This is a genomic window from Rhodoferax sp. LS1P39, from assembly GCF_056521425.1.
The window spans coordinates 158,243-178,878 of record NZ_JBWMAV010000007.1; the positions used below are offsets into that span (position 1 = coordinate 158,243).

General features: G+C 64.2%; 21 protein-coding genes and 1 riboswitch. Of the genes, 7 read left to right on the plus strand and 14 right to left on the minus strand.

Annotation, left to right across the window (positions count from 1 at the left end):
* Nucleotides 1–85 precede the first annotated feature (85 nt).
* The 5 genes from AC097O_RS13525 to AC097O_RS13545 form a co-directional block, all read right to left on the minus strand.
* Nucleotides 86–1,063 (minus strand): FecR domain-containing protein, encoded by a 978-nt coding sequence (locus AC097O_RS13525; protein WP_479593323.1) that lies wholly within the window; start codon nucleotides 1,061–1,063, stop codon nucleotides 86–88.
* Nucleotides 1,060–1,566: a sigma-70 family RNA polymerase sigma factor gene (locus tag AC097O_RS13530; protein ID WP_479593324.1), complete on the minus strand. Its 507-nt coding sequence runs from the start codon at nucleotides 1,564–1,566 to the stop codon at nucleotides 1,060–1,062. The genes AC097O_RS13525 and AC097O_RS13530 overlap by 4 nt, the downstream gene beginning before the upstream one ends.
* Nucleotides 1,567–1,714: 148 nt before the next feature.
* The gene (locus tag AC097O_RS13535) at nucleotides 1,715–2,905 is read right to left on the minus strand and encodes an acetyl-CoA C-acyltransferase (RefSeq protein ID WP_479593325.1); all 1,191 of its coding nucleotides are present in this window, start codon (nucleotides 2,903–2,905) and stop codon (nucleotides 1,715–1,717) included.
* A 165-nt stretch (nucleotides 2,906–3,070) separates the two neighbouring features.
* Nucleotides 3,071–3,907 carry a flocculation-associated PEP-CTERM protein PepA gene (pepA, locus tag AC097O_RS13540; RefSeq protein ID WP_479593326.1) on the minus strand — a complete coding sequence of 279 codons (837 nt, stop codon included), beginning with the start codon at nucleotides 3,905–3,907 and terminating at the stop codon, nucleotides 3,071–3,073.
* A gap of 483 nt (nucleotides 3,908–4,390) precedes the next feature.
* Nucleotides 4,391–5,242 carry a helix-turn-helix domain-containing protein gene (locus AC097O_RS13545; protein ID WP_479593327.1) on the minus strand — a complete coding sequence of 284 codons (852 nt, stop codon included), beginning with the start codon at nucleotides 5,240–5,242 and terminating at the stop codon, nucleotides 4,391–4,393.
* 199 nt (nucleotides 5,243–5,441) lie between these two features.
* Here AC097O_RS13545 and AC097O_RS13550 point away from each other — a divergent pair, with 199 nt between their 5' ends.
* The 3 genes from AC097O_RS13550 to AC097O_RS13560 are packed head-to-tail and all read left to right on the plus strand — an operon-like array spanning nucleotide 5,442 to nucleotide 8,462.
* The gene (locus AC097O_RS13550; RefSeq protein ID WP_479593328.1) at nucleotides 5,442–6,311 is read left to right on the plus strand and encodes a fumarylacetoacetate hydrolase family protein; all 870 of its coding nucleotides are present in this window, start codon (nucleotides 5,442–5,444) and stop codon (nucleotides 6,309–6,311) included.
* A gap of 7 nt (nucleotides 6,312–6,318) precedes the next feature.
* Nucleotides 6,319–7,098, plus strand: coding sequence for an alpha/beta fold hydrolase (locus tag AC097O_RS13555; RefSeq protein WP_479593329.1), 780 nt, complete (start codon nucleotides 6,319–6,321; stop codon nucleotides 7,096–7,098).
* A 23-nt stretch (nucleotides 7,099–7,121) separates the two neighbouring features.
* On the plus strand, nucleotides 7,122–8,462 hold the full coding sequence (locus AC097O_RS13560) for a metal-dependent hydrolase family protein (RefSeq protein WP_479593330.1): 1,341 nt from the start codon (nucleotides 7,122–7,124) through the stop codon (nucleotides 8,460–8,462).
* Between the two features lie 40 nt (nucleotides 8,463–8,502).
* On the opposite strand, the gene AC097O_RS13565 is transcribed toward AC097O_RS13560, so the two are convergent.
* From AC097O_RS13565 to AC097O_RS13575, 3 genes are read right to left on the minus strand one after another with little or no spacing between them, the layout of a single operon-like run.
* Entirely contained in the window at nucleotides 8,503–8,802 is a 300-nt protein-coding gene (locus tag AC097O_RS13565) for a type II toxin-antitoxin system RelE/ParE family toxin (protein ID WP_479593331.1), read from the minus strand.
* Nucleotides 8,799–9,047 carry a hypothetical protein gene (locus AC097O_RS13570; protein WP_479593332.1) on the minus strand — a complete coding sequence of 83 codons (249 nt, stop codon included), beginning with the start codon at nucleotides 9,045–9,047 and terminating at the stop codon, nucleotides 8,799–8,801. Before AC097O_RS13570 ends, AC097O_RS13565 begins: the two co-directional genes overlap by 4 nt.
* A gap of 26 nt (nucleotides 9,048–9,073) precedes the next feature.
* On the minus strand, nucleotides 9,074–9,961 hold the full coding sequence (locus AC097O_RS13575) for a LysR family transcriptional regulator (RefSeq protein WP_479593333.1): 888 nt from the start codon (nucleotides 9,959–9,961) through the stop codon (nucleotides 9,074–9,076).
* Nucleotides 9,962–10,055: 94 nt separating this feature from the next.
* Here AC097O_RS13575 and AC097O_RS13580 point away from each other — a divergent pair, with 94 nt between their 5' ends.
* Nucleotides 10,056–11,255, plus strand: coding sequence for an MFS transporter (locus AC097O_RS13580; protein ID WP_479593334.1), 1,200 nt, complete (start codon nucleotides 10,056–10,058; stop codon nucleotides 11,253–11,255).
* A 2-nt stretch (nucleotides 11,256–11,257) separates the two neighbouring features.
* Nucleotides 11,258–11,974 (plus strand): SDR family oxidoreductase, encoded by a 717-nt coding sequence (locus AC097O_RS13585; RefSeq protein WP_479593335.1) that lies wholly within the window; start codon nucleotides 11,258–11,260, stop codon nucleotides 11,972–11,974.
* Between the two features lie 80 nt (nucleotides 11,975–12,054).
* On the opposite strand, the gene thiC is transcribed toward AC097O_RS13585, so the two are convergent.
* The 5 genes from thiC to can form a co-directional block, all read right to left on the minus strand.
* Complete coding sequence (gene thiC, locus AC097O_RS13590; RefSeq protein WP_479593336.1) at nucleotides 12,055–13,947, minus strand: phosphomethylpyrimidine synthase ThiC; 1,893 nt, start codon at nucleotides 13,945–13,947, stop codon at nucleotides 12,055–12,057.
* A 104-nt stretch (nucleotides 13,948–14,051) separates the two neighbouring features.
* Nucleotides 14,052–14,152, minus strand: a riboswitch (TPP riboswitch).
* A 15-nt stretch (nucleotides 14,153–14,167) separates the two neighbouring features.
* Complete coding sequence (locus AC097O_RS13595) at nucleotides 14,168–15,028, minus strand: patatin-like phospholipase family protein (RefSeq protein WP_479593337.1); 861 nt, start codon at nucleotides 15,026–15,028, stop codon at nucleotides 14,168–14,170.
* Nucleotides 15,028–15,639 carry an OmpA family protein gene (locus AC097O_RS13600; RefSeq protein WP_479593338.1) on the minus strand — a complete coding sequence of 204 codons (612 nt, stop codon included), beginning with the start codon at nucleotides 15,637–15,639 and terminating at the stop codon, nucleotides 15,028–15,030. The genes AC097O_RS13595 and AC097O_RS13600 overlap by 1 nt, the downstream gene beginning before the upstream one ends.
* A gap of 204 nt (nucleotides 15,640–15,843) precedes the next feature.
* Nucleotides 15,844–17,631 (minus strand): bifunctional isocitrate dehydrogenase kinase/phosphatase, encoded by a 1,788-nt coding sequence (gene aceK, locus AC097O_RS13605; RefSeq protein WP_479593339.1) that lies wholly within the window; start codon nucleotides 17,629–17,631, stop codon nucleotides 15,844–15,846.
* A 37-nt stretch (nucleotides 17,632–17,668) separates the two neighbouring features.
* Nucleotides 17,669–18,334, minus strand: a complete 666-nt coding sequence (gene can, locus AC097O_RS13610) for a carbonate dehydratase (protein WP_479593340.1) — start codon at nucleotides 18,332–18,334, stop codon at nucleotides 17,669–17,671.
* A 278-nt stretch (nucleotides 18,335–18,612) separates the two neighbouring features.
* Here can and AC097O_RS13615 point away from each other — a divergent pair, with 278 nt between their 5' ends.
* Nucleotides 18,613–19,014, plus strand: a complete 402-nt coding sequence (locus AC097O_RS13615; RefSeq protein ID WP_479593341.1) for a cupin domain-containing protein — start codon at nucleotides 18,613–18,615, stop codon at nucleotides 19,012–19,014.
* A gap of 5 nt (nucleotides 19,015–19,019) precedes the next feature.
* On the opposite strand, the gene AC097O_RS13620 is transcribed toward AC097O_RS13615, so the two are convergent.
* A complete protein-coding gene (locus AC097O_RS13620; protein ID WP_479589556.1) occupies nucleotides 19,020–19,427 on the minus strand; it encodes a MerR family transcriptional regulator in 408 nt (135 codons plus the stop codon).
* A gap of 86 nt (nucleotides 19,428–19,513) precedes the next feature.
* On the opposite strand from AC097O_RS13620, the gene AC097O_RS13625 reads away from it, so the two are divergent.
* On the plus strand, nucleotides 19,514–20,629 hold the full coding sequence (locus tag AC097O_RS13625; protein WP_479593342.1) for an MBL fold metallo-hydrolase: 1,116 nt from the start codon (nucleotides 19,514–19,516) through the stop codon (nucleotides 20,627–20,629).
* The last annotated feature ends 7 nt before the right edge of the window (nucleotides 20,630–20,636 follow it).

Sequence of the window (20,636 nt, forward strand, 5' to 3'; positions counted from 1 at the left end):
GGCTCCTGGTGGGTAGGCCGGATGAGATGCAAAAACATGCAAGCTCGGCGCAAAAAAACTTGTGTACCTGCGCCGCAGGCGAGCGTTACAGCGCCTCGACGCGCACCCAGTAGCGGGTGCGCTGGCTAATGCGCAGCGGCAGTGACTTGGCCAGCACCCGCAGCGCGGAGTCGGTATTGGCCGTGGGGAACGCACCCGATACGCGCAGCGTGGCCACCGCCGGGTCGCAGGCCAGGTGGCCGGGGCGGTAGCGGGCCAGCTCGGTCACCAGGTCGCCCAGCCGCCAATCGTTGGCGACGATGCTGCCGTAGTCCCATGCGGCCACGCTGTCGTCCACGGGCTGCGGGGTGTCGGCCTGCTGGCCGGTGAAGCGGATGTGCTGCCCGGCACGCAACAGCACCGGGCGGGCCGCATCCAGCGGGCGGATCTCTACTGCATCGGTCAGCACCGCCACGCTGGTGTGCGTGCCGTGCTTGCGCACGCTGAAGCGGGTTCCCAGCGCCCGCACGCTACCGTGGGCGGTATGCACAGTGAAAGGCCGGGCGTTGCTGGCGGCGGTGCCACGCTGGCGGCTGTGGGCGGTTTCCACCAGCAGCTCACCCGCCCAGAGTTGCACGCTGCGCTGGGTGGCGCTGAACACCACGTCGGCAGCGCTGTCGGTGTTCAAGGTCAGCAGCGAACCATCGGCCAGCTCCACGCTGTGCCGCTCACCCACGCCGGTGCGGTAGTCGGCCAGCCAGCTGGCTTGGTGACAGGCCACCGTGCGCCAGGACGCATAGCCCAGCACGCCGCTACCCGCCAGCGCGGCGATGCTGCGCAGGGTGTGGCGGCGGCTTTTGCCGGCAGCCAGCAGCGTGGGCAGGGCGATGCGGCTGGGCACGCGCTGCACGCTGGCGCGCAAGGCGGCGATGCGCTGCCAGGCGCGCTGGTGGTCGGGGTGCTGCTGGTGCCATTGCTGCCAGGCTTTTTGATCGGCAGCGGTGGCCGCGCCCGAACACAGGCGCACGTACCAAGCCACGGTTTCCTGGCGCAGGGCGTGCTCGTCGCGGCTTTCCAGTTTCATGGCGCGAGCAGGTAGCAATGGGCGATGGCTTTGGCCATGTAGTTGTTCACCGTGCGCACGCTGATGCCCAGCTGGATGGCGATGTCAGCATAGGCCATGCCGTCCAGTTGCGACAGCAAAAACGACTGGCGCACCAGCGGCGGCAGGCCGTCGAGCATCGTGTCGATGGCGGTCAGCGCCTCCAGCAGAATAGCCTGCGTCTCGGCGCTGGGCAGGTGGGCTGCGGGCAGGCTGGCCAGCACGTCCAGGTAGGCGCGCTCCAGGCTTTGGCGGCGAAAGAAGTCGGCTACCAGGCCCTTGGCAATGGTGCCCAGGTAGGCGCGCGGCTCCTGCACCTGCGGGGCTTCGCGCTTGGACAGCACGCGCACAAAAGTGTCCTGCGCCAGGTCGGCCGCGTCGCAGGGGTTGCCCAGCTTGCGGCGCAACCAGGCCTGCAACCAGCCGTGGTGGTCACCGTAGAGGGTTTCGATACTGGTTGCGGGCGCTAGGCTGGAGGCGGTCACAGGGCAAAAATAGGCCCCGCAAACGGAACCCATCTAAATACGAATGAATCGCATTATCTGCTAGACCCCGGTACACCGTTTTGCGTACATGCCGTCAAATTTGTAAGAAATCAGGGCTTAGCGCTTATTTAACCGGCGCTAGCAGCTCTTATTTTTGTAGTAACTCGACTGCCAACGCCGTGGCCTCGCCGCCGCCTATGCACAGCGTGGCCACGCCCCGGCGCAGGCCGTGGGCCTGCAGTGCGTACAGCAGCGTGACCAGAATGCGTGCGCCGCTGGCCCCGATGGGGTGGCCCAGCGCGCAGGCCCCGCCGTGCACATTCACGCGGCTGTGCGGCAGGTCCAGCTCGGCCATCAAAGCCATGGGCACCACGGCGAAGGCCTCGTTGATTTCCCACAGGTCCACCTCGGCCACGGCCCAGCCAACCTTGGCCAGCAGCCTCTGCACAGCCCCCAGCGGCGCGGTGGAAAACCAGGCCGGTGCCTGGGCAAACGTGGCGTGGCCTTTGATAAGCGCCAGCGGCTGCAGGCCCAGCTGCGCAGCAGTGGAGGCGCGGGCCAGCATCAGGGCCGCCGCACCGTCGCTGATGGACGAACTGCTGGCGGCGGTGATGGTGCCGTCGGGCTGGAACGCGGGTCGCAAGGTGGGGATTTTGTCCAGGCGGATCTTGCCGGGTGCTTCGTCGGTGCTGACTTCGGCGCCTTTGGCCAGCACCGGGGTGATCTCTGCCGCAAACGCACCCGACGCTATCGCCGCCTGCGCCCGCTGCACGCTGGTGGTGGCAAACGCGTCCTGCGCCGCGCGGGTAAAGCCGTAAAGCGCCGCGCAGTCTTCGCCAAAGCTGCCCATGGAGCGGCCCGGCTCGTAGGCATCTTCCAGCCCGTCCAGCATCATGTGGTCCAGCACCTGGCCGTGGCCGATGCGGATGCCGCTGCGCCCCTGGGGCAGCAGGTGCGGCGCATTCGTCATACTCTCCATGCCGCCCGCCACCACCAGGTCAAAGCTGCCCGCCACCAGCATGTCGTGCGCCAGCATGGTGGCAAACAGGCCCGAGCCGCACATCTTGGACAGCGTGACCGCCCCCGTGCCCTGCCCCAGCCCGCCCTTGAACCCCGCCTGCCGGGCAGGAGCCTGCCCCTGCCCAGCCATCAGGCAGTTGCCAAACACTACCTGGTCGATGCGCGCCGGGTCCACCCCCGAGCGCCCCACCGCCGCCTGGATCGCCGCCCCGCCCAGATCGGGCGCCGCCAAGGATGTAAACGCCCCCTGGAAGGCCCCCATGGGGGTGCGGGCGGCGGCGAGGATGACTATGGGGTCAACCGGGTGGGTAGTGGGCATGGTGGTAGTCCTTCGGGAACCACTGTACGCCTGCTGGCGTGGTGGGCGAAAGACCATGGATGGGATCCCGCCGGATGCCCGGGTATCCATAAATGTTTTTCGTCTGGATTATTTTGCACAACAAAAAAGGGGCCGAAGCCCCTTTTTAAATGCATAGCAGCTTACTTACTTGGCAGCGCGACGGCGGCGTGCCATGGCAACACCCACCAATCCCAAACCCAAGAGGGCAATGCTGGTGGGTTCAGGTACTTTATTCACCGGCGCATTGCCAAAATCAACTCCACCGGAAGCATTATTGATGGCCACCAAACCATTGTTTGCGGCATCGAATCCACCCGAGGTGTTGGTGAAGCTGGTATACAAAGTGTCATAAAAAGGACTGGGCACCGTAAAAAACGACGCACCGTTACCGGTTAACGCAAATGCCATGGTGGCATTCAGTGAAGTACCAAATAAATTATTGATGCTGGACGAAGCAATAATGCTGGTGCCGGTACCCAGCAACACCGTATCCGACGAATGCACAACCGTACCACTGGCGGCGTTTCGATTATCGGCCACGGTAAATACGCTGTTGGAGCTATTTGATTTCTCACCCCATAAAGTAGAAGTCAATGCGTTGACAGTGTATGTGCTGCCTACCGCTCCGAATGAGCCGGTCAACAAAGTCGTTGTGTAGCTGTACTCGGCCCACAAAGCGTAGCCCATGGTGCGGCTCAAACCCAAACCGGTATCGCCCGCGCCCAGCACACCCCCTACGGAGTTAGTAAACGACGTCAACTGGGTGTAACCAATACCGGTCATGGTTTGGGATGCGGGATTTAAAGTGATTAAGGTTGATGCCGAACCATTAATAAAATTAGCACTGAAATCTGGAGTCGCATAACCAAACAGACTGGTATCCACGGTAAAACTCGGCGTGGGCGCAGCAGTAGCTGGCAACGTGAAACCAGCGGTAACAACCACTGTAGCAATTGCTACAGTTTTAAATACGTTTTTCATGAAATGCCCTGCTGTTGAAAACAAAAAATAGCACCACCATAGGCGCCGTTACATTTTTTACATGCAATGTACGTGCCACAACCTCAAATCGCCTCAAATCAACGACTTACAAGATAAAAATCTCTTTTTATAAAAGTCAGTGTAAGAAAAATCGATATGTTATATAACGAACAGATAAAATTGAAAATTTATGTTATAGAAAACCGAAAATACCGCTATATCCGGAACTATTTAACGGTTGGAAAGATGGCGGGGCAGTCCCCGCAGAATCGTGCCGCGCGCAGTGCCGCTACGCAGATGTCTGTCCCGCCCCGGTCGTGCACCGCCAAAAAGGCCCGCACCGCTTGGAGCGCGCCCATGCGGGTACGACAGGCCAGGATGGCGAGAGGCCTCGCCACGCCTGCTGGCACAAAGCCAATACTATGTATTTAATAGCACTTAACGCTTATTCCATAAGCGCTGGATGCCTATTTGCCTTAGAACTTACCGTGGCACACCGGTCACCGTATTCGGCAGCGGCGCACGCACCGCCCGCCGAAAGATCGACGGCGACACGCCGGTGTGCTCTTTGAAGAAGCGCGAGAAATTGCCCGGAGCCGAGAAGCCCAGGTCCAGCGCCACGTCGGTCAGCGGCAAGCCTTCGCTGACGCGGCGCATCGCTTCCTCGACCCGCACCGCGCTCCAGAACACCTGCGGCGTGGCGTTGAGCTGGTCGCGGAACAGCGCGAAGAAATGCGCCCGCGACAAGCCTACCTTGGCCGCAATATCGTCCACCGTGGTCTTCTCGGCCACGTGCTCGCGCATGTGGGCGATGGCCTTGCGCAGCCGGTGGTCCAGCGTGGGGCCGAAGGCGGCGGGCGGTGGCACATCGACCTGCTCGGTCGAGGCCTGGATGGCGGCCTCCAGCAGCCGCCCCACCTCTTCGTCCACCGCGTCACGCGGCGTGTCCAGCGCCAGAATCAAATCCAGCACCCGCCAGCAGGCCTGGCGCAACGCAGGGTGGATGGGGATGCGCGGCGACGGGAAGCGGAAGTTGCACCCCAGCGCCTGGCTGCGTGCGTCCAGCCAGGGCTTGGACAGCATGAAGGCCAGAAACAAACAAGGGCCACTGTCGTCCAGCAGCACCATGTCGTGCGACTCAAAAGCATTCGCGCCCAGGGCGATGTTCTCGCTGTAGTCCACCACCGCCGCACCCACCTGGGCCCGGGCGCGGGCACCGCCTAGCCAGAAGGCAATCTGCGTCTCGGAGTGCGCGTGCGCCACCAGGTTGGCGCGCAGCTCCAGCACGATGGCTGTGCCAAATGCGCCTGTGTGGAGTGCGTACGCCTCGGCCATGGGGGGAAGTCCTGGTGGGTGGGAATGGCCGCATTGTGTGCGCCGCCCCCACCGCAAAAACGCCAGGCTAGGGAATGTACTTAGCACGCCATCAGACGATTTGATACGCCGCCAGACGGGCGGATAAGCCGGGTTGGGGTGGTCTGCCTACAGTGGCCCTGCGCTCTCCAACCACCCAGTTTCAACAGGAAAAATCACCATGAAAATCGCCACCTACCTCGTCGAAGGCCAACGTTATGTAGGCCTCGTGTCTGCCGACGACCGCAGCGTCACCGCACTCGACCTGCCCCGCGCAGAAGCCTTGAAAGGCGCGCTGGCCGTCATCGAAACCCTGGCCGCAGGCGGCAAGATGCCTGCCACCATCGGTGCGCCCAGCGCCCTGGCCGACGTGGCGCTGGACGCTCCGATTCCCCTGCCCCGGCGCAACCTGTGGTGCGTGGGCCGCAACTACCACGCGCACGCCAAGGAGCTGGCCGCGTCGGTGTTCAAGGACAACAGCGCCAACACCGAAGAGTGGCCCATCGTCTTCACCAAGGTGCCCGAATGTGTGGTCGGCCCACACGACGCAGTGCGCGTGCCGGTGGAAGTGACCACGGCGGTGGACTACGAGGCCGAACTGGCCGTGGTGATTGGCAAGGGCGGCAAAAACATCACCCGCGCCGCCGCCATGGAACACGTGTTTGGCTACACCATCGTCAACGACGTGTCGGCCCGCGACGTGCAGGTGCGCCACCAGCAGTGGGACATGGGCAAGTCGTTCGACACCTTCTGCCCCATGGGCCCGTGGATCGTCACAGCCGACGTGCTGGACGGCCGCGAGACCCGCGTGCGCTGCTGGGTCAACGGCGAGCTGCGCCAGGACGGCCCCACGCAGAACATGATTTTTGACATCCCCACGCTGATCGAAACCATCTCGCGCGGCATCACCCTGTACCCCGGCGACGTGATCGCCACGGGCACCCCGGCGGGCGTGGGCATGGGCATGCAGCCCCCGCGCTACCTGGCGGCAGGCGACGTGGTGCGCATCGAAGTCGATGGCATCGGTGCCATCGAAAACCGTTTCGTCTGAGGTGGCCATGGCAAGCCAAACTATCCACGGCCTGGCCGTTGAAATCGAAGGCAGCGGCCCACCGCTGCTGTGCATCCACGGCCTGGGCGGCTCAAGCAATGTGTGGACCCCGCTGCTGGGCGCGCTGGCAGGCTTTCGCACCATTCGCCCCGACCTGCCGGGCAGCGCCCGCTCGGCCCTGCCGCCGGGCGCGCTGTCCATCCAGGGCTATGTGGATGCGCTCATAGGCCTGCTGGACGCGCTGGAGATTCCGGCGGCCCACGTTGCCGCGCATTCGCTGGGCACGGTGGTGGCGCAGCACCTGGCGGTGCAGCACCCGGGCCGCGTGCTGTCGCTGGCGCTGTTCGGCCCGCTGGTAGCTCCGCCCGAGGCCGGTCGCGCAGGCATCCACGCCCGGGCCCAGTTAGCCCGCAGTGGCCTGACCGGCATGCAGGAGATTGCCGATGCCATCGCCAAGGGCGCGACCGGCGCAGAGACCAAGGCCCAGCAGCCCGCCGTGCTGGCCCTGGTGCGCGAGATCGTGATGCGCCAACCCGCCGAGGGGTATGCCCAGAGCTGCGAAGCCCTGGCCCGGGCCGAGTCCGCCGCCATCGAGCAGATCCGCGTACCCACCCTGCTGGTCACCGGCGACCAGGACGGCGTGGCCCCGGCAGCGAATGTGGCGGTGATGGCCGCGCGCATTCCCGGCAGCCAGACGCAGGTTTTCGAGGCCTGCGGCCACTGGACCCCGTTCGAGCAACCGGCCCGCTGCATGCAGGCCCTGCAAACTTTTTACGCCACCCTTTGATCTAGAAAAAACAGGAGACCACCATGACCCGTACCGCATTCACCAATGTCCGCATCTTCGACGGCAGCGGCGCCGACACCTACCTGGGCGACGTGCTCGTGGAGGGCAAACGCATCGTGCAGGTCACCCGCCTGCCCGAGCGCGTGAGCACCGATGACGCGCGTGTCATCGCCGGGCGGGGCCGCTTTCTGATGCCCGGCATGACCGAGGCGCACACGCATTTCTCGTGGAACGACCAGCCCTCGCTGGCGGCCATCCAGTTCATGCCGCCCGAAGAGCACATGCTGTGGTGCGTGCGGGTGGCCAAGCGCTACCTGGACATGGGCTGGACCTCGGCCATCGGCGCGGCAGCGGCCAAGCCCCGCCTCGACGTGGTGCTGCGCAACGCCATCGATGCAGGCGAATTCCCCGGCCCGCGCTACCTGGCGGGCAGCCAAGAGATCACCACCATCGGCGCACTGGGCGACAACACGCTGCCGCACATGCCTTTCACGGAGCTCAGCTTTGGCAGCGTGTGCAGCGGGCCGGAGGAAATCCGCCGCTCGGCCCGCACCTTCATCAAGTACGGCGTGGACCATTTGAAGATCAACCTGTCGGGCGAATACATCGCCGGGCTGCCCGCCGAAATGTCGCCGTTTGCCGAGGAAGAAGTGGCCATGCTGGCGCAAGAGGCCAAGCGCTACGGCAAGCGCATGGCGGCGCATGCGCGCTCCAGCGAATCGGTGAAACAGTGCGTGCGCCACGGCATCGAGATGGTCTACCACGCCAGCTTTGCCGACGAGGAAGCGCTGGACATGCTGGAAGCCGCCAAGGACAAGCACTTTGTGGCCCCCGGCATCGGCTGGCTGATCCGCACCACCTACCATGCCGCCGAGTTCGGCATCACCGAGGCTGTGGCCACGCAGATGGGCTACAAGCGCGAGCTGGAAGTTGCCGCCGCCTCGCTGCGCGCCATGCACCAACGCGGCATCCGCATCCTGCCCGGCGGCGACTACGGCTTTGCCTGGATGCCCCACGGCACCAATGCCAACGACCTGCAGTACTTCGTGGACTACATCGGCATGACCCCTTCTGAGGCCCTGCGCGCCGCCACCCAACTGGGCGGGCAGATCATGCAGCGCCCCGATGAGCTGGGCCTGCTCAAAGCCGGTTACCTGGCCGACATCGTGCTGGTAGACGGCAACCCGCTGGAGAACCTGGCCCTGCTGACCGACCCCGCCAAGATCCAGCTGGTGATGAAAGACGGCGTAGTCCACAAAGACTGCGCCACCCCCGTGCCCGATGAAGCCGCCCTGCACCTGGGCGGCACCAGTTCGCCGCTGGTGGAAGAAGGGGTGAAGGAGGCGCTGGCAGAGATGCTGTAGGCGCGGGACCGCCCCCGGCCCTGCGGCGGGGGTGGTGAACTCAGTCGTCCACTCCCGAAAAGACGGGCTTTTGCCGTTGCCTGTACCAACGCTGGATACGGATTTGATCGCGCACCAGCCGGTAGTCAAAGCTATGGCCGGTTTTGGGGACTGCGTAAGTGCGCACACCGGCTGTAGAGGCCGCAACACCCAATTCAGGGGAATCACACAGCAGTGCAATGGACTTTGACACCCGTTGGTGCACCTTCGCGGCACTCAATGGGTCTTCTTTGGCGATGTACGCCAGCGTGGCGATGAATTGGTGACGCGCTTGCGCCGACCAGACTACCGCCAGGGTCATGCAGCAGCGCGTGTTTGGCGTAGCGCAACCAGAGCATCCCGCATGACATCTGCGTGTGCCACCGTGGCACCGGCGGCAAACTGCGCATCGGCCTGGGCGTTTTCCTGGATGCTGAGTTCCACTGCTTCAAAGCCGTCACGCAGCACAAAGCGCAGCATGGCGGCCGGGCTGCGCCCCGAAGCCTGCGCCAGTCGGTTGATGCGGGTTTGAACGATCTTTGGCAAGTGAATTTCAGCGGTGGTCATAGCAGTGCTCCGAAGATGTAGGCATCCTAGCAGGGCGGCACCACCACATTGGCCTGTAAAAACGCCATCACGCGCCGCACCGGGGTAGAGCGGTGTCGGCTGGCCGGGAGCACCAAGTAAAACACGCTGTGCTCCACACCGTCCCAGTCGGGCAGCACGCGCTGTAGCCGCCCCTCGGCCACCAGGCCGTGGGCGTAGTAGGCTGGGACATTGACGATGCCCAGCCCGTCCAGCGCGGCCTGGGTGGCTGCCGCTCCGCTGTTGCTGGCAAAGCGCCCGGCGGGTTGCAGGCTGGCACGCTGCGCGCCCTGCACAAAATCCCAGGGCCGCTGTACCAGTGGCAAACACCATTCAGGGGGCAGGTCGGCCGGGGTGCGGATGGGCGGCAGGCTGCACAGCAAGGCCGGGCTGGCCAGCACCCACAGCGGCACGGACAGCAGCCGGGTGGCGACCAGGGAGCTGCTGCTCTCCAGCGGCCCCATGCGCACCGCCAGATGAAAGCCCTCGGCCACCAAGTCCACGTTGCGGGCCGATACGTCCAGCTCTAGCTGTACCAGCGGGTGCTCGGTGCAAAACCGCGTCAGCAGCGGCACCAGTTGCTCTTCGGCAAACTTGCCCGCCAGGCTGATGCGCAGGCGGCCCTCCACTACGTCCTGCGTGTCCAGCACGATGTCTTGCGCCCGCAGCAGCTCTTGCAGCAGCGGCTGGCTGGTGTCGAACAAACGCCGCCCAGGCTCGGTCAGCTGCATTTGCCGGGTGGTGCGCACAAACAGCTGCGCGGCCAGGCGGCCCTCCAGCTCGGCGATCTGGCGGCTGATGTGGGACACCGACACCCCCATCTGCAGCGCCGCCCCGGTAAAGGTGCCGCGCTCGACCACTGCCACAAATTCCAGCAGGCCGTTCAAGCTTCCCATATTTGCAATCCTGCAAGAGTGTTTCTTTAATTCAATGGATTATCAACTTACACGCAAAAAAATACGATACGGGCTCTAATCTCTTGGAGTCGGTATGTCCCCTGCTTTGCTCGCCTTAAGTGCTTGTACGTTTGCCCTCGGCTTTGCCGAATTCGTGGCGGTGAGCCTGGTGCCCGCCATCGCCGCTGGCACAGGCCTGGGCCTGGGCGCGGTGGGTTTGGTGGTGGGCGTGTACGCCATCGGGGTGAGCATTGGCGCGCCGGTGTTGAGCGCCTGGCTGGCCCCCGCGCCCCGGCGGCGGGTGCTGGCGGTCAGCATGCTGCTGTTCGCGGTGGGCAATGCGGTCACGGCCTTGAGCAGCTCCTTGCCCTTGCTGCTGGGCAGCCGCTTGCTGGCGGGGCTGATGCACGGCATGGTGCTGGCGTTGGCCGCATCCACCGCCGCTACCGCAGCCGGGCCGGCTCGCAGCGGCCAGGCCATTGCCACCGTGTTTGGCGGGCTGACGCTGGCGTTGGTGCTGGGCGTGCCGCTGGGCACGCTGGCCAGTGGCACCTTGCGCTGGCAGTTCATTTTTGGTGCCATCGCGCTGCTGTCTGCGGTCAGCGCAATCGCACTGCTGCGGTGGGCCCCGGCCAGCACCGCATTGCCTGCAGCGGCGGATACGCCCCGGCCCAGCGTCTGGGCCACGGTGTCTGACCTGCCCACCTTGCGGCCGGTGGTAACCACGGCCCTGGCCTATGCGGGCTCGTTCACCGGCTTCACCTACATCGCGGTACTGCTGGCGCAGAGCACCCATTTGGGTGCCCAAGGCATCACCGGCATGTTTGCCCTGTACGGGGTCAGCGCGGCGGTGGGCAACACCCTGGGAGGCCGCTTTGTAGACCGCGTGGGCAGCCGCAGCGCCGCGCTGTGCGTGGTCGGTGGCCTGGTGCTGGCACTGCTGGGTGCCGCCCTGGGAGCGGCATCGGCCCCTGCCATGGCGGTGGTGATGGTGGTCTGGGGCCTGGCATCTTTTGGGGCGGTGCCGGTGCTGCAAAAAACCGTACTGGTCGCCGCCCAGCAGAACCCGGCGGGCAGCCCTGAGCTGGCCTCGGGCATGAACATCGCGGCCTTCAACCTGGGCATTGCCGTGGGTTCGGTGGCGGGCGGTATTGCCAGCGCGCACTCACCCCAAATGCCCATGTGGGTGGGCCTGGTACCTCTTTTTTTCGCGGCTATTTTGGCCACACGTCTGGCCCCTGCCGTCCGGTCTATCCATCCGGCACGGGGTGCATTTAACCAAGCAGGAGTATGAATATGGACATCACCCACAAACACATTGCCATCGCCGGTGGCAGCTCGGGCATCGGCTTTGCCATAGCCGCATTGGCGCTAGAGCGCGGCGCACGCATCACCATTCTGGGCCGCTCGCAGGCCAAGCTGGCCGATGCCCGCCAGCGCCTGGGCGGTGGTGTGGCCACCATCCCCATGGACCTGGGCGATGCGGCCTCTGCAGCCGCTGGCTTCCAGGCGCTGGGCGCGTTTGACTACTTTGTGTCTACCGCTGCCGACCTCACCTACAGCCCCCTGGCCAGCATGCCGCGCGAGAAAATTGAGCGCATGCTGGCAGGCAAGTTCTGGGGGCCGGTGCACCTGGTGCAGTTTGGCCTGCCGCAGTTACAGCCGGGCGGCTCCATCCTGCTGTTTTCTGGCCTGGCCGCCGACCGCCCTGCGCCTGGCACGGCGATGGTGTCAGCGCTGAACGCAGGCGTGGAAGGCCTGGTGCGGGCGTTGGCGGTCGAGCTGGCCCCGGTGCGCGTCAACGCCATTTCGCCCGGCGTGGTGGATACCGAAGGCTGGGCCTTCATGGACGAGGCCAGCCGCAGCGCCTTCTTTGCCAGCCTGGCCAGCAGCCTGCCCGCGCGCCGCATTGGCAGCCCGGCAGACCTGGCCGATGCCGCCCTGTTTGCGCTGACCAACCCCTACCTGACGGGCGAGGTCTTGCACGTCAACGGAGGTGGCAGCCTGGGCTGAGGGGGCAGCCATCTAGTTGCGAATAAAAACAGCCGCTAGCGCTTATATATTGGGCGGTAGCAGCTATTTTATTTATAGCATTACGCTTGCACGATAGGGATCACCCCGCCCACCGGCACATAGATTTCGCCACCGCCGCTTTTGAACTCTTGCGACTTCTCCAGCATGCCTTGTTCGGCGGCAGCGGCTTCGCTGACACCCAGGTTCTTGGCGTATTCGCGCACCTCTTGCGTGATCTTCATGGAGCAGAACTTGGGGCCGCACATGGAGCAGAAGTGGGCCACCTTGGCCGAGTCCTTGGGCAGGGTTTCGTCGTGGAATTTTTTGGCGGTTTCGGGGTCCAGCGACAGGTTGAACTGGTCCATCCAGCGGAACTCGAAGCGGGCCTTGGACAGCGCGTCGTCACGGTAGCGCGCTCCCGGGTGGCCCTTGGCCACGTCGGCGGCGTGGGCGGCGATCTTGTAGGTAATGATCCCGGTCTTCACGTCGTCGCGGTCGGGCAGGCCCAGGTGCTCCTTGGGCGTGACATAGCACAGCATGGCGGTGCCAAACCAGCCGATCATGGCCGCACCGATGCCGCTGGTGATGTGGTCGTAGCCGGGGGCAATGTCGGTGGTCAGCGGGCCCAGGGTGTAGAACGGGGCCTCACCGCAGTGCTTAAGTTGCTCGGTCATGTTCTCTTGCACCATGTGCATAGGCACGTGGCCGGGGCCTTCGATCATCACCTGCACGTCTTGCTGCCAGGCGCGTTGGGTCAACTCGCCCAGCGTGCGCAGTTCGGCGAACTGGGCTTCGTCGTTGGCATCGGCGCTGGAGCCGGGGCGCAGGCCATCGCCGAGTGAGTAGCTCACGTCGTAGGCCTTGAGGATCTCGGTCATTTCATCGAAGTGGGTGTAGATGAAATTCTCTTTATGGTGGGCAATGCACCACTTGGCCATGATGGAACCGCCGCGCGAGACGATGCCGGTCATGCGGTTGGCGGTGAGGTGGATGAAGGGCAGGCGTACACCGGCGTGCACGGTGAAGTAGTCCACGCCCTGCTCGGCCTGCTCGATCAGGGTGTCGCGGAAGATTTCCCAGGTCAGGTCTTCGGCCACGCCGCCTACTTTTTCAAGCGCCTGGTAGATGGGCACGGTGCCGATGGGTACGGGGCTGTTGCGGATGATCCAGTCGCGGGTGGTGTGGATGTTTTTGCCGGTAGACAAGTCCATCACTGTGTCGGCACCCCAGCGGATCGCCCAGACCAGTTTTTCCACCTCTTCTTCGATGCTGGAGGTGACGGCGCTGTTGCCGATGTTGGCGTTGATCTTCACCAGGAAGTTGCGGCCAATCGCCATGGGCTCGACTTCGGGGTGGTTGATGTTGAGCGGAATGACGGCGCGGCCCCGGGCCACCTCGGAGCGCACAAACTCGGGGGTCATCACCTTGGGGATGGATGCGCCGAAGCTGTTACCCGCCAGGCGCTGGTCGCGCTCGGTATTGGCGGCGTACTGCGCCATCCACTCCATCTTCTGGTTTTCGCGCAGGGCAACAAATTCCATTTCGGGGGTGATGATGCCTTGGCGGGCGTAGTGCATCTGCGAAACGTTGGCACCGCTGCGGGCCCGGCGCGGCGCGCGTTGCAGGCCGGAAGCCTGGGCGCGCAATTGCTGCAGCGCTTCGTTCTCGTCGCTCTTGCGGCCATCGTCCAGCGCGTGCAGGATGCGGGCGGCGTAGGCCTCGGTGTCGCCACGGGCATCGATCCAGCCTGCGCGCAGGGCCTGCAAACCGGCGCGCACGTCGATCTGGGCGGTGGGGTCGGTGTAGGGGCCGGAGGTGTCGTAGACGGTGACGGCCTCGCCATTGCTCTGCATGATTTCGCGCAGCGGCACGCGCAGGTCGGCTCGGCTGCCCTGGATGTAGCGCTTGGTGCTGGCGGGCAGCGGGTCGCAGGCGTAGCGGAGTAACTGGGTGAATTTGTCGGGTGCGTTCATGGGGGTCTCCTGGGTTGGTGGAGCCCGGAACGCGCAGCCAGACCGCGCAAACCCCGAAGGAGAACGCCCATGACGGGCGGTGAGACAACACCGTCCAGCCAGTGGACGGCATCGTCAAGCTCTTCTTACGCTGGTATGAACCAGATCAAGTTCGCGGGTTTGGATTCCATCTCAGCGCAGCCTCTGCGCACCCCGGGCAGCGCGCAGTGTACGGCATGTGCTACCCGACCCGGTCCGGGCTGGCTCCGCGCCCGCGCAGCAGTTGGCGCAACGCTGGTAACGCGGCCACACCGGCCTCGTAGCCCGCCTGGACGATTTCCTTGCGCACCGTGAAATCGGTGCTGGAAAACCGCGCCGTGTCTGGGCGGACCATGAAGTCGGCAGTTTGCCCCTCTAGCTGCGAGAGCGAGCGGCCCATGATTTCAAACGACTGCAGAATCACCTCGTACAGGCCCACGCGGGTGCTGTTTTGCGGCAGCACGCCCACGTCCACGCCAATCACCACATCGGCACCCAGCCTGCGCGCAGCTTTCACCGGCAAGGGGCTGACCAGCCCACCGTCCACCAGCTCCTCGTCAGCAATCACGCAGGGAACAAACACCCCGGGAATCGAGCACGAGGCGCGCACGGCCGCACCGGCATTGCCGCCCACCAGCAAGCGCAGTTCACCAGATTTCAGCACCGTGGCCACCGCGCCGAAGCGGCGTTTGAAGCGCTCGATGGGCACGTCCTTGACGTACTGGTTGACCAGCTTTTGCAGGGTTTCGCCGGTGAACATGCCGCGCTTGTTGCCCTGGCCCAGATCGACAATTTCGATGTCGCGCAGCCGCAAGGCCACCTCTTCGATCTGCCAGGGCGAGTAGCCCGCGGCATAAAAAGCGCCCACCAAGGAACCGGCACTGGTGCCCGCCACCACCTCGGGGGCCAGACCGGCTTCGACCAAGGCCTTGAGCACGCCGATATGGGCAAACCCCCGGGCCGATCCGGCCCCCAGGGCGATGCCGATTCTTTTGGCGGCGGGCGCTGCCTGCGCCAGCAACGGCGCGGCCCCGGCGGCAGCCAGCAGGCTTCGGCGCAGCACTACGGGCTTTCCGGCAGCTGGATCACACCGTCGTCGACCATCTTGCGCAGCTTGTCGAAAGCCGACGCAAACGCGTTGGCAGGCTCGCCCTGGGTCAGGGTTTCCACCTTTTCGTCCAGCACCATCAGCTCGACGCGGCGGTTCAACGTGCGGCCTTGTTCGCTGGCGTTGGAGGCCACGGGGCGGTTGTAGGCGAAGCCTGCGGAGACGATGCGCCGGGGTTCGACACCACGCTCTTCCAAAGCTTTACGCAACGCACGCGCCCGGTGGTCGGACAGGGTTTGGTTCAAGTCCAGGCCCCCCACGTTGTCGGTATGGCCCTCCACGCTGACATCGTGCGTGGTTTTGGTTTTCAGCAGGCTGGCCAGCCGGTCCAGGTAGGGCGCAGCTTCCTCGGTTTTGAAGGTGTATTCGCCGGTGGCGAACAGCACCGTGACGGGCAGCACGATTTGCACGCCACGCTCGGTTTGCTCTATGTCCAGCGTCGGGCCGGTGTAGGCCACCGGCGCGGACGGAGGGGTCTGGCAGGCGGCCAGTGCCACGCCCAGCACGGCGGCTGCACCCCAACGTAAAACCTGCCAGGCGCGCAGTCGAAGTTTTGAGTTGTCCATGGTGTGAATATTTCCTGTGTCTGGGAGGACATGCATGGCGGCAAGCCGCATGGAGGTGGCAAGTGAACGCAAGCAAGGCGGTCACGGAAAGCCCAGGAATTTTATCGTCCGCACCCAATTTCACGCGATGGATTGCATGCGTGTGTACAAAACAAAGGTAAAACCCGGTGTGAACCGGAACTTTTTCACACCCGCACGCTGAATTCAACCCACGCCGAACCGCTTATCCTGCTCGTACGGAAACACGTCGTGCACATAGCCCGCCTGGATGCGCTCCTTATGTTCCTGCCAGAAGCGGGCTTCCAGCAGGTCGGCGTGATGCTGCATGAAGGCTTCGCGCACCAGCGGGTTGCCCAGCAGAAAAGGGCCAAAGGTTTCGGGGAACACATCCTTGGGGCCGACCCGGTACCAGATCTCGCCGCTCATCTCTTCCTCTTCGTTGCGCGGCTGGGGCACGGTGCGGAAGTTGCAGTCGGTGAGGTATTCGATCTCGTCGTAGTCGTAAAACACCACCTTGCCGTGGCGCGTCACGCCAAAGTTCTTCCACAGCATGTCGCCGGGGAAGATGTTGGCGGCCACCAGGTCTTTGATGGCGTTGCCGTACTCCACCACCGAGCGCTCGATCTGGGCGCGGGCGCGGCGGTCGTCGGGGCCTGCGTCAAAGGCTTCCTGTAGGTAGATGTTGAGCGGGATCATGCGGCGCTCGATGTAGCAGTGCTTGATGACCACCTCCCTCTGGCCATCACCATCCCTATCGCTGATTTCCAGCTGGCTGGGGGCGAACTTCTCCAGCTCGGCAATCACCTCCGGGCTGAAGCGGGCCAGCGGAAACGCCACCTCGCTGTACTCCAGCGTGTCGGCCATGCGGCCCACGCGGTCGTGCTGCTTGACCAGCAAATACTTGGCCTTGACCTGTTCGCGGCTGGTGTCTTTTTGCGGCGGAAAAAAGTCTTTGATGACCTTGAACACGTAAGGGAACGAGGGCATGTCGAACACCAGCATCACCATGCCCTTGATGCCCGGCGCGATGCGGAACTGGTCGCTGGAATGGCGCTGGTGCAGCAGCAGGTCGCGGTAAAACAGGGTCTTGCCCTGCTTGGCCAGACCCAGCGCGTTGTAGATTTCATTGCGCGGTTTGCGCGGCATCATGCTGCGCAGAAACTGCACATAGGCACTGGGGATTTCCATGTCCACCATGAAGTAAGCGCGTGCAAAGCTGAACAGCAGCAGCATGTCGTCTTCGCCAAACAGCGCGGCATCGATCACCAGTTTGGACTCGGCGTTGTGCAAAACCGGCAAGGCAAACGCATGCTCCTGGAAGCCGTTGATCACCTTGCCGCAGATGTACGCGCCCTTGTTGCGAAAGAACAGGCCGGTGAGCACCTGGATCTGGAAGTTGGCCCGCAGCGTGACCTCGCCGAGCTGCTGGCGCACAGCCGCCTCCACATGGGCGATGTCGCGCGCCAGGTCGCCAAACGCGCGCTGCAAATCGAAGTCTTGCATCATCTGCAGCAGCACCGCGCCCAGGTTGGCGCGCGTGGGGTAGTAGGCACGGTAGGTCGGGCGTTTTTCCGCCGCTTCCAGGTATTCGGTGCTGACGGCGGGGCGCACGAAGATGAAGTCGTTCTGGAAGTAGCTGCGGTGCAGCATCTTGGTGGTGACCGAGTTGAAGAAGGTCTCGGCCAGCTCGGGCTGGCGGTGGTCTACCAGCAGGCCGATGTAATGCAGCTTGACCTGCTGCCACACGTCCATGCCCTGCGCGTCGGCCTTGAATTCGCGCTCTAGCCGGGTGGAGCACTCGCGCACCCGCAGGTCGTAGAACTCGATGCGTTCGCGCTGCGCCCGCTGCTGGCCGTGCCAGTCGGCCACCTCGAAACGGTGCTTGGCCCGGGCCGACTCGGTGCGAAACAGCCGGTAATGCCGGTTGAAGCCATCCACCATGGCCTTGGCAATGTCGTAGGCGAGCGGGGAATCCAGGCGTTGGGGAAACATGGGCAGAGTCTACCCAGACGCGCCCCCCGCGGTAAGACTAGCGCGCGACCCGCGCCGTCGCTGCCACGCCCGCCACCGCCGCCCGGTAGGCCGCCTCCAGCCCCTCGAAACCATTCACCGTGATGTGCAGGTTTTGCAGCAGGCCGTCGTGGATGCCGTAGACCCAGCCGTGCACCGACACATTCTGGCCACGCGCCCAGGCATCGACCATGACGGTGCTCTGGCAGACGTTGACGACCTGCTCGATGGCGTTGAGCTCCACCAGCGCGTCGTGGCGATGGGGTTCGGCGATGTGGTCCAGCAGGTTCCAGTGGCGATCCCGCACGTCCTGGATGTGGCGCAGCCAGTTGTCGGCCAGACCGACCCGCTGGCCCGCCAGCGCCGCCGCCACGCCCGAGCAGCCGTAGTGGCCCACCACGGTGATGTGCTCGACCTTGATCACGTCTACCGCAAACTGTACGGTGGACAGCGCATTCAGGTCCGAATGCACCACTACGTTGGCCACGTTGCGGTGCACAAACACCTCACCCGGGGCCAGGCCCATGATCTCGTTGGCTGGGACGCGGCTGTCGGAGCAGCCAATCCACATGTACTTGGGCTTTTGCTGCAGCGTGAGCTCGGTGAAAAAGCCGGGGCGCTGGCGCTCCATCTCGGCGGCCCAGGCACGGTTGTTGGCAAAGATGTCGGGTATGGATTGGGTCATAAAGGTATTTTGCCGCCATACAGACGGGCCAAAGTATCAAAATAAAGTGTCAAATTGGCATCCAGCGCTTATTCCATAAGCACGAGAAGCTATCAAAACTGAAGCATATCAACCGGGTTACCAAACTTCTTGGGTATCCCCGGACTCGCTTGACGTTGACGTAAACGTCAAGTATATCCAGGCTTCCCCCTTTTAGGGGATACGCCAGCCCCAAGTCCCCTGCCCGGGGCGGAGAATCACGCGGCGGCATGCCGTCCGCACCCCAACAGGAGACAACCATGAAGCCATTTTTCAAACTACGCCCCTATGCCCTGCTGCTGCTGGGGCTGGTATCCGTCGGCACGCTGTTGGCGCAAAACCCGGGCCTGCAGCGCACGCTGGTGGGCCGGGCCGACGTGTCGGTGCCGGGGCGCGAGGCGGTGGTGGCGCGGGTCGAGGTGGCACCCGGTGCCAAAGCCGGGCGGCACACCCACCCCGGCGATGAAATCAGCTATGTGCTCGAAGGCGAGGCCACCCTGCTGCTGGATGGCCAACCGCCCCGCATCATCAAGGCAGGCGAGTCGTTCGTGGTGCCCGCCGGGGTGGTGCACGATGCCCACAACGACGGGGCCGTGCCCACCCGGCTGGTGGGCGTGTACGTGGTGGAAAAAGGCCAGCCGCTGGCATCACCTGCGCCCTGAAAATTTCAGACTAGCTTGGCCTGTTTGCGGCTCTTGGAGAGCTGCGCCCGCCCTTCCTTCTCCTGGGCTTTGACCTCGTCGATATTGGCTTGCAGCTCGGCCATTTGCTCCTCCAGTTGCTGGCGGTGCGCGGCCAGCACGGCCAGAAACTTGCCTAGTTGGGCGGTGGTGTCGCGCGGGCTGTCGTACATGTCGATCACCTCTTTGGCCTGCGTCAGGCTCAGGCCCAGGCGCTTGGCGCGAAGGGTCAGCTTGAGGCGGGTGCGGTCGCGCTGGCTGTAGACCCGGGTGCGCTCGCCCGGGCCGCTGCGCGTGGGCTGCAGCAGGCCCATGTCTTCGTAGAAGCGGATGGCCCGGGTGGTCAGATCGAATTCCAGCGCCAGGTCGCTGATGCTGTAGCTGCTTATCGCCATGGTGTCAGTGGGTTGCAAAGGGTTGCCAAGAGCGGGCCTAGAATGACTTTTACGTAAACGTCAACACAAAAGCCGACTATAGCGCCATGAATCTGCTCGAACAACAACTGCACTACCCCCTTGGCGACACCCTGCCCGCGCAAGGCGAAACCGTCGCCGTGGCACCCGGCGTGCGCTGGATCCGCATGGCGCTGCCCTTCGCGCTGAACCACATCAACCTGTGGCTGCTGGAAGACGAGATCGACGGCCAGCGTGGTTGGAGCGTGGTGGACTGTTGCATCAGCGCCGACACCTCGCGTGCCCAGTGGGAGGCGATTTTTGCCTCCCAGCTCGGCGGCCTGCCCATCCTGCGCGTCATCGTGACCCACATGCACCCCGACCACATCGGCCTGGCCTCGTGGCTGTGCGCGCGCTGGAACGCCCCTCTGTGGATCAGCGCCACCGACTACTTTGTGGCCGAGCACAACATCGCCCACTCCAGCGGCAACGGCGGGCCGGGCGCTGCCGAGTTCTTCCAGAAACACGGCCTGAGCGACCCGCAAGCGGTGGAGAAAATCCGCGCCCGCACCGGCTATTTTTCGGCCATGGTGCCCGCCCTGCCGCCCAGCTTTGTACGCATGCAAGACGGCCAGACGCTGCGCATCGGCGGGCAGGATTGGCGCTGCATCAGCGGCTACGGGCATGCACCAGAGCACATTGCGCTGTACTGCGCCGAGACCCAGGTGCTTATCGGCGGCGACATGATGCTGCCGCGCATATCCACCAACGTCAGCGTGTTCGATGTAGAGCCCGAAAGCAACCCGCTGCAGCAGTTTCTGGACTCGATCGACAAGTTCGCACCCCTGCACCCCGACACCCTGACCCTGCCCGCGCACGGCAAGCCCTTCCAAGGCCTGCACACCCGCATCCAGCAGCTGCACGACCACCACCGCGACCACCTGGCCCAGGTGATGGCCTTTGCCCGCCAGCGGCCCTGCAGCGCAGCCGACATCCTGCCCGTGCTGTTCAGCCGCACGCTCGACCTGCACCAGACCACCTTCGCCATGGGCGAGGCGGTGGCGCATCTGCACAAGCTGTGGGTGGATGGGTATTTACGGCGTACACAGGATGCGGATAGGGTCTATCGGTTCGCTCCGACAAGCTTGCACTACCCCGAAACCATGCCGCTGGAACCCAGCGAAGCGATGCCGGTCAGCGCCTGAGAACGGG